Here is a 13,151-nt window from a genome sequence, read left to right as displayed (position 1 = left end):
ACTGGGGTCATGAGCGAGTATCGGATCGAGCATGACTCGATGGGCGAGGTACGGGTTCCCGCGGGGGCGAAGTGGCGGGCGCAGACCCAGCGGGCGGTGGAGAACTTCCCCGTTTCGGGGCGCGGGCTGGAAATCCCGCACATCTCGGCGCTCGGCCTGATCAAGGCGCTCGCCGCCGAGGTCAACGCGGAGCTGGGGGTGCTCGACAAGGAGCTGGCGGAGGCGATCGCCGAGGCCGCCACCGACGTCGCGGAGAACGAGTGGGACGGCGAGTTCCCCATCGACGTCTTCCAGACCGGCTCCGGCACCTCCTCCAACATGAACGCCAACGAGGTGATCGCGACCCTCGCCGAGGAGCGGCTCGGTCGTCCCGTCCACCCGAACGACCATGTGAACGCCTCACAGTCGTCCAACGACGTGTTCCCCACCTCCATCCACGTCGCCACCGCGACCGAGGTCTCGTACCACCTGATCCCCTCGCTGCGGCACCTCGCCACCGCGCTCCGGGACAAGTCGCTGGAGTTCGAGGGCGTGGTCAAGGCCGGGCGCACCCACCTGATGGACGCCACCCCGGTCACGCTGGGGCAGGAGTTCGGCGGGTACGCCACGCAGATCGACAACGCCATCGGGCGGGTGCGGAGCGCGCTCCCGCACCTCACCCAGCTGCCCCTGGGCGGCACGGCGGTCGGCACCGGCGTCAACACCCCTCCCGGCTTCGCGGCCAAGGTCATCGAGAAGCTGCGCCAGACCACCGGGCTGCCGTTCTCCGAGGCTCCCGACCACTTCGAGGCCCAGGGCGCGAGGGACGCCGTCGTCGAACTCTCCGGCCAGCTCCGCACGGTCGCGATCTCGCTCAACAAGATCGCCAACGATCTGCGCTGGATGGGCTCCGGTCCCCGGGCGGGACTGGGCGAGATCAACCTGCCCGACCTGCAGCCCGGGTCGTCGATCATGCCGGGCAAGGTCAACCCGGTCGTCCCCGAGGCGGTGACCATGGTCGCCGCCCAGGTCATCGGGAACGACGCGGCCATCGCCTTCGCCGGTGCCTCCGGCACGTTCGAGCTCAACGTGATGCTCCCGGTCATCGCGCGCAACATCCTGGAGTCCGTACGGCTGCTCGCCAACGCCTCCCGGCTGCTGGCCGACCGGTGCGTACACGACATCACCGCCAACGTCGACCGCATGCGCGAGTACGCGGAGTCGTCGCCGTCGATCGTCACGCCGCTCAACCCGTACGTCGGGTACGAGGAGGCCGCGAAGATAGCGAAGCAGGCCCTGGCCGAGCGCAAGACCATCCGTGAGGTCGTCATCGAGCGCGGCCACGTCGCCAACGGCACCCTCACCGAGGAACGGCTCGACGAGCTGCTCGACGTCCTGTCCATGACCCGGCCCCCCTCGTAGACCGCGCCCGGCCGCAGGTCACCGACCGCGCCCAGGCCCCCTCGCGGACCGGTGACCGGTCCGGCACGTGCACCGGCGGCCCCGACCGCCGACCGTGAACCGGCACGATCGTGAACCGGCTCCCCGGTCGGCGTCGTAGTCGGCTTCCTGGGAGACTCGGAAACATGACCCAAATCAAGTTCTACGGCCGCAGGGACGCCTGGTCCGGCCGGCGTCAGGAGATCTCCGACACTGTCCACGGCTGTCTGGTGGACGTCTGGAAGCTCCCTGAGGACAAGCGGTTCCATCGGTTCCTGCTGCTGGACGCCGAGGACATGATCTGCCCGCAGCGGAGCGAGCGGTATCTCATCGTGGAGATCGTCTGTTTCAGCGGCCGGACGGACGAGGCCAAACGCTCGCTGATCCGCGCCTTGTTCACCGGAGTCGGCGACGCCCTCGACCTTCCCGCCGAGGACCTGGAGATCGTGATCATGGAGTCCCCCAAGGTCAACTGGGGCATCCGCGGCCTCCCCGGCGACGAGCTCACGCTCACGTACCCGGTCACCGTCTGAGAGCCACGCGTCCCTCCACGAACCCGCACCGGGAAGCCATTCTCCCTAACCCGTGCGGCCAGGAGCGGCAAAGCGATCGAGACAACGAATCGTTGAACGTCCGCGTTCGTCTCACGCGACGGCTTCCGGGACGTTGACCCACTTCCCGCCCTCCGCCACCGAGGTGTCCCGAGCCGGGTGGCGGGACGGGACCAGGCAGGCGGATATCCGCCACATAAACGTACGGTGGAGTGTGGGGGTGGGCGACATGGGCCAGGATTCGGGTCATTGCCTAGATTCGGCAGCATGATTGACCTAGCGGGTCGGCGAGCCGTGGTGACCGGAGCGGGCAGCGGGATCGGGCGCGCCTGCGCGCACCGGCTGGCCGCGGCCGGAGCACACGTGCTGGTGGTCGACATCGACCCCGAGGCGGCGGCGAAGGTCGCCGCGGAGATCTCGGGCACACCCGTCGTCGCGGACCTGTCGGAACCGGATTTCGTACGGGCGATCCCGCCCGGTACGGACATCGTGGTGAACAACGCCGGGTTCCAGCACGTCGCCCCGATCGAGGAGTTCCCCCCCGAGGTGTTCTCCAAGATCCTCAAAGTGATGGTGGAGGCACCCTTCCTGCTGGTCAGGGAGGTCCTGCCGGGGATGTACGAACGCGGCTGGGGCCGGATCGTGAACATCTCCTCGGTCCACGGGCTCCGCGCCTCGCCCTACAAGGTGGCGTACGTCACCGCCAAGCACGCCCTCGAAGGGCTGTCCAAGACGATCGCCCTGGAGGGCGCCTCCCACGGCGTCACCTCCAACTGCGTGAACCCCGCCTACGTCCGCACCCCTCTGGTGGAGAACCAGATCGGCGCCCAGGCCGGAACCCACGGCATCGGCAGGGACGAGGTGATCGAGCAGATCATGCTCGCCCCCGCCGCCGTCAAACGGCTGATCGAACCCGAGGAGGTCGCCGAACTCGTCGCCTACCTCTGCGGCCCGAACGGCTCCTTCGTCACCGGCACCTCCCTCCCCATAGACGGCGGCTGGACCGCCCGCTGACACCTAACATCGCCATGAACCCGTGAAACCGCACCGGGGAAGAGGGAGGGAGCGGGACAAGAGCGGCCTCACCGCAACGCCCCAGCGTCCTCAACAGTGAGGACTACCCGTGAGGCCGCGCCGGGGACTGGACTGAGGAGAGGGAGGTCGTGAGGAACGAGCGACCTTCCTCGACGAGGGAAGGAGCCGGACAAGAGCGGCCTCACCGCGACGCGCCGGCGTCGCCAACAAAACAGCGGCCGAACCGCGACGCGCCGGCGTCGCCAACCAACAGGAGCGAAGCGGATGAGCGACGAGGGAAGGAGCCGGGTAAAAGCGGCCTCACCGCAATGCACCAGCGTCCCCAGTAGTGGGACTACCCGTGAGGCCGCGCCGGGGACTGGACTGAGGAGAGGGAGGTCGTGAGGAACGAGCGACCTTCCTCGACGAGGGAAGGAGCCGGACAAGAGCGGCCTCACCGCGACGCGTTAGCGTCGCCAACAACACAGGTCTTTCTCGAACTGCTGGCCAGGGAGGCTTCGGCCGTCGAGTTCGAGGGACCCGTTCTCGCGGCGAGGTCCGACGGGATCGACGCGGAGGCGCTGGCGGAGCTGGAGGAGGCCAAGCTCGCCGCGCTGAAGGTGCGGGCGCTGCTGAGGCGCAGGGCGAAGCGTGAGGCGGAGCTGTCGGCGCTGTTCGACACGGCGGGCGACCTCGCCGGGCTGCGGGACCTGGACGCCGTTCTGGAGGCCATCGTGCACCGGGCCAGGCAGTTGCTCGGCACCGACGCCGCCTACATGACGCTGCACGACCCCGAGCGGGGCGACACCTGGATGCGGGTGACCGACGGCTCGGTGTCGGCGAAGTTCCGGGCGCTGCGGCTCGCCATGGGCGCGGGGCTCGGCGGGCTGGTGGCCCAGACCGCCACCCCGTACTCGACCGCCGACTACTTCGCCGACGAGCGCTTCCGGCACAAGAGCGACATCGACGACGCGGTGCTTGAGGAGGGGCTGGTCGCCATCCTCGGCGTGCCGCTCAAGCTGGGCGCGCGGGTGATCGGGGTGCTGTTCGCGGCCAACCGGAGCGTACGGCCCTTCACCCAGGACGAGGTCGTGCTGCTGGGCTCGCTGGCCGCGCACGCGGCGGTGGCGATCGACAACGCCCGGCTGCTGCAGGAGACCAGGCACGCCCTGGAGGAGCTCAGCGAGGCCAACCGGCAGGTGAGCGCGCACAGCCAGGCCGTGGAGCGCGCTGCGCTCGCACACGACCGGATGACCGGCCTGGTGCTGCGCGGCGGCGGGGTCGAGGACGTGGCAGCGGTGGTGACGGAGGTGCTCGGCGGCTCGCTCGCGGTGCTCGACGACGCCGGGCGTCCGATCGCCGGGGACGCGCGCGTACTGGAGGACGGCGCGCTGGGCAAGGACGCGATCGCGGACGCCGCGCGCTCGTCGAGGGCGCTGGGGCGCGGCGTACGGCAGGGAGACCTGCTGGTCGCGTCGGTGGACGTGGGCGCGGAGCCGCTGTGCACGCTGGTGCTTCGCAACGGCGGCCAGGTGTCGGACGCCGACCAGCGCATCCTGGAGCGGGCCGCGCTGGTGACCGCGTTGCTGCTGTTGTTCAGGCGTACGGTGGCCGAGGCGGAGGGCCGGGTCAGGGGTGAGCTGCTCGACGACCTGATCTCGCGGCCCGCGCTCGACGGTCTGGCCGACCGCGCCCGGCGGGTCGGGGTGAATCTGGACCATGACCACGTGGTGGTCGTGGTGCGCCACGGCGGTGGGCGGGAGCGTGCCGCGTTCTGGGCGTCCTCCCAGGCGGCGATGCACCACGGTCTCGCCGCGCAGCGCGGCGACGAGGTGGTCCTGATGCTCCCGGGGGACCGGCCGGGGCCTCTGGCCAAACGGGTCGCGACCGAGCTGAGCGCCTCGCTGGGCCATCCGGCCACGGCGGGCGCCGGAGGGCCCGTACGCGGCACCGCCGAGGTGGCCGCGGCGCACCGGGAGGCGCAGCGCTGCGCCGACGCCCTGGTGGCCCTGGGGAGGGCCGGGGAGGGCGCCGGTGCGAGAGAGCTGGGTTTCGTCGGGCTGCTGGTCGGTGAGGGACGCGACATCGGGGCGTTCCTCGCCTCGGTGCTCGGCCCGGTGATCGACTACGACGCCCGCAGGGGCACCGCTCTGGTGCAGACGCTCACCGCGTACTTCGGCATGGGCGGCTCGCTGTCGCGGACGAGCGAGGCCCTGCACATCCACGTCAACACGGTCACCCAGCGCCTGGACCGGATCGGCCAGCTCCTCGGCGACGACTGGCAGAGCCCCGACAGGGCGCTGGAGGTTCAGCTCGCCCTGCGCCTGCACCGTCTCAGCGGCTGACCGGGCCGTGCCGGGCCCGGCTCGCGGGGCCGTCGCACACGTCCACATAGGGCACCTGTCGGCTATGGCGGTCGTACCCATAGGAGTGACGCCGGTCACTACGTACGGTAGCCGAAATCCCCCCAACAGCGACTTCCCCTGGTGAGTGAGATGGCAGAGAAAACCCGCACCCCCATCGGAAAGATCGTCGGTGCCAGTCTCGTCGGCACCACGATCGAGTGGTATGACTTCTTCCTGTACGGCTCCGCCGCCGCACTGGTGTTCCCGCAGTTGTTCTTCCCCGAGTCGGAGCCGCTGACGGGCACCCTGCTGGCGTTCCTGACCTACGCGGTGGGCTTCGTGGCCCGCCCGCTGGGTGCGCTGGTCTTCGGGCACTTCGGCGACCGGCTCGGCCGCAAGAAGCTACTGGTGGTCAGTCTGCTGCTGATGGGCGGGGCGACCTTCCTGATCGGCTGCCTGCCGACCCACGCGGCGATCGGCATGGCGGCACCACTGCTGCTGACCCTGCTCAGGCTCGTCCAGGGCTTCGCCCTCGGTGGCGAGTGGGGCGGTGCGGTGTTGATCGTCTCCGAGCACGGCGACGCCGCGCGCCGCGGCTTCTGGGCCTCCTGGCCGCAGGCCGGCGCCCCCGGCGGCAACCTGCTCGCCACCGCCGTGCTGGCGGTGCTGGCGGCGGTCCAGACGGACGAGGCGTTCGTGAGCTGGGGCTGGCGGATCCCGTTCCTGCTGTCCGGTGTCCTGGTGCTGGTCGGCATGTGGATCCGGCTCTCCATCAGCGAGTCGCCGGTCTTCCAGCAGGCGGTCGCCAACGCCGAGCCCGCGCCGTCCCTGCCGATCGTGGACGTCTTCAGGTATCACTGGCGGGACGTCCTCATCGCGATCGGCGCCCGCTTCGCGGAGAACGTCTCCTACTACGTCATCACCGCGTTCGTGCTGGTCTACGCGACGGCACAGGCGGGCCTGCCGAAGCCCCTCGTGCTCAACGCGGTACTGATCGGGTCGGCCATCCACTTCGTCTCGATCCCGATGTGGGGGGCGCTCTCCGACCGGCTCGGCCGCAGGCCCGTCTACCTGATCGGCGCCGCCGGGGTGGGGCTGTGGGCCTTCGCCTTCTTCCCGCTGATCGACACCAGGAGCTTCGCCGCCGTCACCCTGGCGGTGACCGTCGGACTGATCCTGCACGGCGCGATGTACGGCCCGCAGGCCGCGTTCTTCTCCGAACTGTTCGCGACGAGGATGCGCTACTCGGGCGTCTCGATCGGCTCGCAGCTCGCCTCGATCGTCGCGGGCGCCCTCGCCCCGCTGATCGCGGTCGCCCTGCTGGACACCTACAGGTCGGCGTTCCCGATCATGTTGTACGTGGCCGGAGCCGCCGTGCTCACCCTGATCACCGTGTATGTCTCGCGCGAGACCAGGGGACGCGACCTCGTCACCATCGGCACCCCCGACGAGGCCAAGACCACCACCCGCTGAACCGTACGGAGAGACGTCTGATGCACATCGAGAACCGGCCGGTGCCCACCGGCCGGATCACCCAGAATGTCCTGTCGGTCGTGGGGAGCGCCACGGAGAACGCCTCGGAGAGCGGCGAGACGGTGCTGTTCGTGCACGGGAACGTGTCGAGCGCCGCCTTCTGGCGGGCCACGCTGCTCGCCCTGGCCGAGGCGGGCCACCGACCGCTCGCCGTGGACCTGCGAGGCTTCGGCGACACCGAGCCCGCCCCTGTCGACGCCACCCGTGGCCTGCGGGACTACTCCGACGACGTGCTCGCCCTCCTCGACGCCCTCGGACTGGACCGCGTGCACCTGGTCGGCTGGAGCATGGGCGGCGGGGTCGTGCTGCAGGCGCTGCGCGACCGGCCGGCCGCCGTACGGAGCGCGACGCTCGTCAACCCGGTCTCCCCGTACGGCTTCGGCGGCACGCACGGCCCCGACGGCGTGCTGAACCACCCCGACGGCACGGGCTCCGGGGCGGGCGCGGCCAACCCCGACTTCGTGAAGCTGCTCGCGGCGGGGGACACCTCCGACGACTCCCCGGTCTCGCCGAGGAACGTGATGCGGACCATGTACGTGAAGCCAGGCACGGTGATCGAGGACGAGGACGCCCTGGTCGCGTCGTTGCTGTCCACGAGGGTCGGCGAGGACAACTACCCCGGCGACGCGGTGGCGTCGGAGGAGTGGCCGGGGGTCCGTCCCGGTACGCGGGGCGTGCTCAACTCGTTCGCCCCGACGCATTTCCGGCTCGACGACCTGCACACGATCGACCCGAAGCCGCCGATCCTGTGGGTGAGGGGCGAGGCAGACGTGATCATCTCCGACACCTCACTCTTCGACCTGGCCCACCTGGGCGCCCTGGGGGCCGTCCCCGGCTCGCCCGGCACCCCCGCGCAGCCGATGGTCACCCAGACCCGCGCCGTCCTGGAGCGGTACGGCCCGTACACCGAGGTCGTCCTGGACTGCGGCCACAGCCCGCACATCGAGCGGCCCGCCGAGTTCCGCGCCGCCCTCTCCGACCACCTGAAGCGGAGCCGACCATGAGTAGTGAGGAAAGCGGCGTTGAGAACGGCGCGGGACGCGGCGTCAGGGGGCGCGGCCGGGTCGCGGGGGCCGTCGCCGTCGGGCTCGCCGCGCTGGTGGCCCTCGCCGGGGCGCCCGCGGCGAGTGCGGGGACCGCGCCGGCGCACTGCGCCAAGCTGGACCGGGTGACGGTGCCGGGTGCCGAGCACCAGGTGAAGGCATGCCTGGACGACCTCACGACGGCGGGCACGACCGTCTCGGGGCACACCGACCCGGCCGACTGGGCGGGCCTGCACCCGGCGGGGGCGGTGAACCCGAAGGGCGTGCCCGGCATCCAGATCGACGGCTACTTTCCCGACACCTCGACCTTCAACACGACGCACGGGTGGAACCACGACTCGCAGTTCGTCCTGCGACTGCCGGACGACTGGAACGGCGGGCTGGTGGTCACCGGCACCCCGGGCAACCGGGAGCAGTACGCCAACGACTTCACCGTCTCCGACTGGGCGCTGGCCAAGGGGTACGCCTACGCGGTGACGGACAAGGGCAACGTCGGCGCCACCTTCTACAGGGACGGCCGCAAGTCCGGTGACGCGGTCGCCGAGTGGAACGACCGGGTCACGCAGATCGCGATCGCGGCCAAGGCCGTCGTCGCGCAGCGCTACGGCAGGCTTCCCGACCGGACCTACGCCGCGGGCATCTCCAACGGCGGATACCTGGTCCGCTGGCAGCTGGAGAACCGGTCCTGGCTCTACGACGGCGGGATCGACTGGGAGGGCACGCTCTGGCGGGTCAAGGGCGACAACCTGCTCAACTACCTGCCTCTGGCGCTGCGGGCCTATCCGGCGGGTGACACCCAGGCGATGTACGACGCGGGTTTCGCCCGTGGCTCGGAGTTCCTGTGGCCGTTCCACTACCAGTACTACTGGGACCTGACCCAGCGCGTCTACCGCGAGGAACTCGACCCCTCCTTCGACGGCGACACCGACGCGGGCACGCCCTTCTGCTCCTCGGGCACCCCGGCCTGCGACGCCGACTACGACTACGACGCGCGCAAGCCGTACGCGGCGGTGCGGAAGATCGGGCTCACCGGCCGGATCGGCAAGCCGCTGATCACGATCCACGGCACGCTGGACACGCTGCTGCCGATCTCCCGCTCCGGCGACGTCTACGCGGACATGGTCGGCGATCGCCGGCCGTTCCGCTACTACCGGATCACCGACGGCACCCACGTGGACAGCCTCTACGCCTCCTACCCCGACAGGCTCCGCCCGTTGCTGCCGTGCTTCCGCAGCGCCTTCGAGACTCTGGAGAGCTGGGTGGAGCGCGGGCAGAACCCGCCGCCGAGCGCGACGCTGCCGAGGCCCTCGACCGGCGACCTGCCCAACGAGTGCCGGCTGAGAGTGTGACCGGGCCCCCCTGACACCCCACCACCTCGACCGGCCGGTTCCGGAACCGTATGACACACACCGACCGGCCGTATGACGGCCCGGCGCCGCACAGCCCCAGCGGGCCGTGTGGCGCCGGGCCGGATCAGTTGAGCATGTAGCGCCGCTGGACGCTTTTGGTCACCCGGACCGCGTTCCTGACCAGCGGTATCCGCAGCGCGACCCGCTTCAGCAGCGGGTACCAGGGCTCGGAGGGCTTGGCGGCGGCGGATTTGTGGATCTCCACCCGGCCGCCGCGGTTCATCTCCACCTTGAAGCGGAGCCCGGTCTCCTCGCCGTCGACCCGCAGGAACGGTGCCCAGATCCCCGGCGCGAGGAACCCCTCCCGGTACGCGAGCCTGGTCGGGATCTTGGCGATCAGCCGCCCCGCCAGCTCCCCCGGGACACCGGGCTCGACCAGCGCGGGCGCGGTCACCTCGCGTTCCCTGCCCTCGGCCTGGCGGAACACCAGCTCCGCGGGCGGCCCCCCGCTCGGCGGTACGTAGGGTACGGGCACGACGACGAAGACGTGCTTGTGCTGCCTGATCACCGTCGTACCCGGTGAGACCAGGACGATCGACTCGGGGAACGAGCGCGGTTCCACGCAGATCCCCAGCTCCCCCCTGTCGGACCACCAGGGGACGACGAGCCGCCTGGAGCAGTCGGCGACCATTCCCGTGCAGTTCAGCGGCGACCCCGTCACCCGGGTGCTCGCCTGTTGCACCCCGCCGTACATGCGCACGTGTATCTCCCACAGTCCCGGCGGCAGCGGTCCGTCCATGGCCGCCGAGTCGATGTCCAGCCGGGCGGTGCCCGTGACCTGGAGCCTGACCCCGTTGCGGTGACGGCAGCGGGTCATCGAACAGTCCGAGGGCAGGAAGTGGATCGTCCCGGTGTCCTCGTGCCTGACGTAGACCTCGAACCGCGCCTTGGCCGCGGCCTGGCTGACGTCTGCCATCTCGGGCGGCAGGCGGAGCCCGTCGAGGGGAACGGGAGGCTCCCAGAGCAGGCCGCCCTCTCCGTAGGGGACGAAGCGCATCGGGGTGCCGTCGGCCTGTGTCATCTCCACGGTGAGCCGCAGGGTGAGCGCGCCGTCGTCCCAGGCGAGGTCGTCGAGGTCGGCCTGGAGGTGGACACCGCGCATGGCTCCGGCCAGCACGACGAGCTGGTCGAGCCTGCCGGCGCGGAGCAGTGCGGCGCGGACCCTCAGCGGTACGGGCAGCAGGAGGTCGAGGCGCGGAGGGAAGCGCTGGACGACCAGCTCGCGCAGGGTCGTGAAGGTGACCGCCCGATCCGCGGAGGAGGTGACGAATCTGCTTCCGCCGAGCCGTCGCAGCACCGCGCCGCGGAACCACTGGGCGTACATCCGGTCGCGCCGACGGCCTTCGGGGACCTCGTCGTCGATGACGTCGAGCAGTTCGCGCAGCTCCGCGGCCCAGACGTAGGGGTCCTGCGGCGGTTCCGGACGCTCGGTGACGTGGCAGCAGACCCCGTCGGCCATGACGACGATGTTCTCGGCCCGCAGGTAGGCGCGGAGCACGAAGGTCTGCTCGGCCAGGAGGCCGCCGGGGTCGGAGAAGTTCAGCGCCTCCGCGTCGAGGAAGGCCCTGCGGAAGAGCTTGTGCGGGGTGAGCAGCGTGAGCAGCCGGTCCTTCACGATGTCGGCGTTCTCGCGGTCGGCGTCGAAGACCGCGGAGGGTGGCCTCCGGTCGTTGACGAGCCGTCCGAGGAGGATGTCGGCCCCGGTCTCCACGGCCCGCGCGTACATCCGCTCCAGAGCGTCTCTCTCCAGGCGGTCGGCCTGGTCCAGCAGGTAGACGTACTCGCCCCTGGCGACCATGAGGGCAAGGTTGCGGCCGCGCATCGGCGAGCCGGTCCGCTCGATGTGGAGCACCCTGACGTTCGACCGCACCGCGGCCAGGGTGTCGAGGCGCTGCTGGATCCCGTCGTCGGAGCCGTCGTCGGCGAAGATGACCTCGTAGTCCTCGGAGGCCATCGACTGTTCCAGCACCGACCGGATACAGGCGTCGGCGCCATCACCGGGGTTGTGCACCGGCACCACCACGCTGACCTTCACGTCCATGCGGCCAAGGGTGCGGCGCGGGGCGCCGGGAGGCGATCAGACTTGCCGACTCCTGGTCTCTCAGTACCAGCCTTTGGCCTGGGAATGGGCCCAGGCGCCACAGGGCGAGCCGTAACGGCCCTTGATGTAGCCCAGCCCCCACTCGATCTGGGTGGCCGCGTTGGTCTGCCAGTCGCCTCCCGCGCTCGCCATCTTGTGGCCGGGGAGGGACTGGGGGATGCCGTACGCGCCGCTGGAGGTGTTCATGGCGCGCTCGTTCCAGCCGCTCTCCTTCATCCAGAGCTTCTCCAGGCAGCCCCACTCGCCGGACCAGCCCCTGGCGTCCAGCATCTGCTTGCCCAGTGCCCTGTTGCCGGTCGGGTTGGAGGTGCCCGGGGGGAGCTGCTGCGGGTTGAAGCCGCCACCGCCGGGCGCCTCGTCAACGATCTTGACCTGGTTGAGCGCCCTGCGGTTGTCGCGCTCGGCGGCGATCTTGTCGGCCTTGAGCGCCTGCGCGGCCTGGGCCTTCAGCATGTCGGACTCCAGGTCCGAGCCGAACGGGTCGGAGCCGAGCATCTGCGCCATCTCGTCCAGGGTGAGCGGCGTCGTCTTCGGTGCCGAGGCGTTCTGAACGGCGGTGTAGGCGGTGAAGGCGCCTCCACCCACCAGGACCACGAGCGCGGCGCCCAGGATGAGGGCGCGCTTGGAGGTCATGCCGCGCTTCGAACTGGGCGCGTCGGCCTTACCCGCGTCGGCCTTCCCTCTGCCGGCCCTGCGGCTCGCGCGGCGGGTACCGGGCGCCGAGCGCTCCTTAAGTTCCTGTGATCCTGGACTCACGACCTATGAGCTTGCCGTGGGGAGGGGGGTGGTCCGCAACCGGAACGGGAGAGTTGGTCGGCGCTCGCTCGTACCCGTAGGGGTTTCTCATGACATAACCGCCAGGCCACGGCTACTTTCCCGGCAATGAAAGCATGGGAGTGATTTTGCTCACATTTTGCCTTATGGGATCACTTCGACCATATCGATGATCATGAAAGTGCCCGAATCGTGGTCTGACCACCTAATTCAGGTACTGTTTGCGTTATGTCTGGGTTTTGTGACCCAGCGGAACCAACCAAGCCTTGGGAGAATGATTACCCGGTGGCAGGCATCCTTCTCGTCGAAGACGACCCCTCGGTCCGGATCGGGCTGGAGCTCGCGCTCACCCGGCAGGGACACTCCGTCACCGCGTACACCAGCGGTGAGGAGGCCCTTGAGCACATCAGAACGCGCCGACCCGAGATCGCCATCCTGGACGTCATGCTGCCCGGCATCGACGGCGTCGAGGTGTGCCGCCGTATCCGCAGGCTCGACCAGCTGCCGGTGATCCTCCTCACCGCCAGGGGCGACGACCTCGACGTCGTCGTGGGACTGGAGGCGGGGGCCGACGACTACGTGGTCAAGCCTGTCGAACCCCGCGTGCTGGACGCCCGCATCCGCGCCGTCCTGCGCCGGATGGAGTCGGTTGCCTCCGACCGCATCACCTTCGGCGACCTGGTCATCGACCGGGGGGCGCTCAAGGTGGCGCTGGGGGGCCGCGAGGTCCACCTCACCCCCACGGAACTGCGGCTCCTGCTCGAACTCGTCCGCCACCCCGGCCAGGTGCTCAACCGCAGATACCTGCTGCGGGCCGTCTGGGACCACACCCACGTCGCCGACTCCCGGCTCGTCGACGCCTGCGTCCAGCGGGTCCGCGCCAAGATCGAGGCGGTCCCCGCCGAGCCCGAGTTCATCCACACGGTACGGGGATTCGGCTACCGGTTCAGCCCGCCGTGAGA

General features: G+C 70.2%; 10 protein-coding genes. 8 read left to right on the top strand and 2 right to left on the bottom strand.

Going from position 1 to position 13,151, the window contains the following annotated elements; translation table 11 throughout:
* The first annotated feature begins 9 nt into the window (after window positions 1-9).
* The 7 genes from ABZ664_RS16445 to ABZ664_RS16415 all read left to right on the top strand — a co-directional run bounded on the left by ABZ664_RS16445 (window position 10) and on the right by ABZ664_RS16415 (window position 9,254).
* Window positions 10-1,401: a class II fumarate hydratase gene (locus tag ABZ664_RS16445; RefSeq protein WP_362509551.1), complete on the top strand. Its 1,392-nt coding sequence runs from the start codon at window positions 10-12 to the stop codon at window positions 1,399-1,401.
* A gap of 164 nt (window positions 1,402-1,565) precedes the next feature.
* Complete coding sequence (locus ABZ664_RS16440; RefSeq protein WP_362509548.1) at window positions 1,566-1,952, top strand: tautomerase family protein; 387 nt, start codon at window positions 1,566-1,568, stop codon at window positions 1,950-1,952.
* A gap of 285 nt (window positions 1,953-2,237) precedes the next feature.
* The gene (locus ABZ664_RS16435) at window positions 2,238-2,984 is read left to right on the top strand and encodes a 3-hydroxybutyrate dehydrogenase (protein WP_362509545.1); all 747 of its coding nucleotides are present in this window, start codon (window positions 2,238-2,240) and stop codon (window positions 2,982-2,984) included.
* A 401-nt stretch (window positions 2,985-3,385) separates the two neighbouring features.
* The gene (locus tag ABZ664_RS16430; RefSeq protein ID WP_362509542.1) at window positions 3,386-5,329 is read left to right on the top strand and encodes a helix-turn-helix domain-containing protein; all 1,944 of its coding nucleotides are present in this window, start codon (window positions 3,386-3,388) and stop codon (window positions 5,327-5,329) included.
* 150 nt (window positions 5,330-5,479) lie between these two features.
* Window positions 5,480-6,802, top strand: a complete 1,323-nt coding sequence (locus ABZ664_RS16425) for an MFS transporter (RefSeq protein WP_362509539.1) — start codon at window positions 5,480-5,482, stop codon at window positions 6,800-6,802.
* A 20-nt stretch (window positions 6,803-6,822) separates the two neighbouring features.
* Entirely contained in the window at window positions 6,823-7,866 is a 1,044-nt protein-coding gene (locus tag ABZ664_RS16420) for an alpha/beta hydrolase (RefSeq protein ID WP_362509536.1), read from the top strand.
* The gene (locus ABZ664_RS16415; protein WP_362509533.1) at window positions 7,863-9,254 is read left to right on the top strand and encodes a tannase/feruloyl esterase family alpha/beta hydrolase; all 1,392 of its coding nucleotides are present in this window, start codon (window positions 7,863-7,865) and stop codon (window positions 9,252-9,254) included. The genes ABZ664_RS16420 and ABZ664_RS16415 overlap by 4 nt, the downstream gene beginning before the upstream one ends.
* Window positions 9,255-9,378: 124 nt before the next feature.
* Here the strand turns inward: ABZ664_RS16415 and ABZ664_RS16410 are convergent, their stop codons facing one another.
* Together ABZ664_RS16410 and ABZ664_RS16405 are read right to left on the bottom strand one after the other, a co-directional pair.
* Window positions 9,379-11,355, bottom strand: coding sequence for a glycosyltransferase family 2 protein (locus tag ABZ664_RS16410; RefSeq protein WP_362509530.1), 1,977 nt, complete (start codon window positions 11,353-11,355; stop codon window positions 9,379-9,381).
* A gap of 60 nt (window positions 11,356-11,415) precedes the next feature.
* Window positions 11,416-12,171, bottom strand: coding sequence for a lytic transglycosylase domain-containing protein (locus ABZ664_RS16405; protein ID WP_362509527.1), 756 nt, complete (start codon window positions 12,169-12,171; stop codon window positions 11,416-11,418).
* Between the two features lie 303 nt (window positions 12,172-12,474).
* On the opposite strand from ABZ664_RS16405, the gene ABZ664_RS16400 reads away from it, so the two are divergent.
* Window positions 12,475-13,149: a response regulator transcription factor gene (locus tag ABZ664_RS16400; RefSeq protein WP_350950292.1), complete on the top strand. Its 675-nt coding sequence runs from the start codon at window positions 12,475-12,477 to the stop codon at window positions 13,147-13,149.
* The last annotated feature ends 2 nt before the right edge of the window (window positions 13,150-13,151 follow it).

The organism is Streptosporangium sp. NPDC006930, assembly GCF_040635605.1.
In the GTDB taxonomy this organism is placed as follows: domain Bacteria; phylum Actinomycetota; class Actinomycetes; order Streptosporangiales; family Streptosporangiaceae; genus Streptosporangium.
This window is presented reverse-complemented; position numbering and strand designations above follow the sequence as displayed.

Excerpts from the sequence above, each read along its gene's own strand:
- ABZ664_RS16445 (WP_362509551.1), top strand. The coding sequence starts at position 10 with ATGAGCGAGTATCGGATCGAGCATGACTCGATGGGCGAGGTACGGGTT.
- ABZ664_RS16440 (WP_362509548.1), top strand. The coding sequence starts at position 1,566 with ATGACCCAAATCAAGTTCTACGGCCGCAGGGACGCCTGGTCCGGCCGG.
- ABZ664_RS16435 (WP_362509545.1), top strand. The coding sequence starts at position 2,238 with ATGATTGACCTAGCGGGTCGGCGAGCCGTGGTGACCGGAGCGGGCAGC.
- ABZ664_RS16425 (WP_362509539.1), top strand. The coding sequence starts at position 5,480 with ATGGCAGAGAAAACCCGCACCCCCATCGGAAAGATCGTCGGTGCCAGT.
- ABZ664_RS16420 (WP_362509536.1), top strand. The coding sequence starts at position 6,823 with ATGCACATCGAGAACCGGCCGGTGCCCACCGGCCGGATCACCCAGAAT.
- ABZ664_RS16415 (WP_362509533.1), top strand. The coding sequence starts at position 7,863 with ATGAGTAGTGAGGAAAGCGGCGTTGAGAACGGCGCGGGACGCGGCGTC.
- ABZ664_RS16410 (WP_362509530.1), bottom strand. The coding sequence starts at position 11,355 with ATGGACGTGAAGGTCAGCGTGGTGGTGCCGGTGCACAACCCCGGTGAT.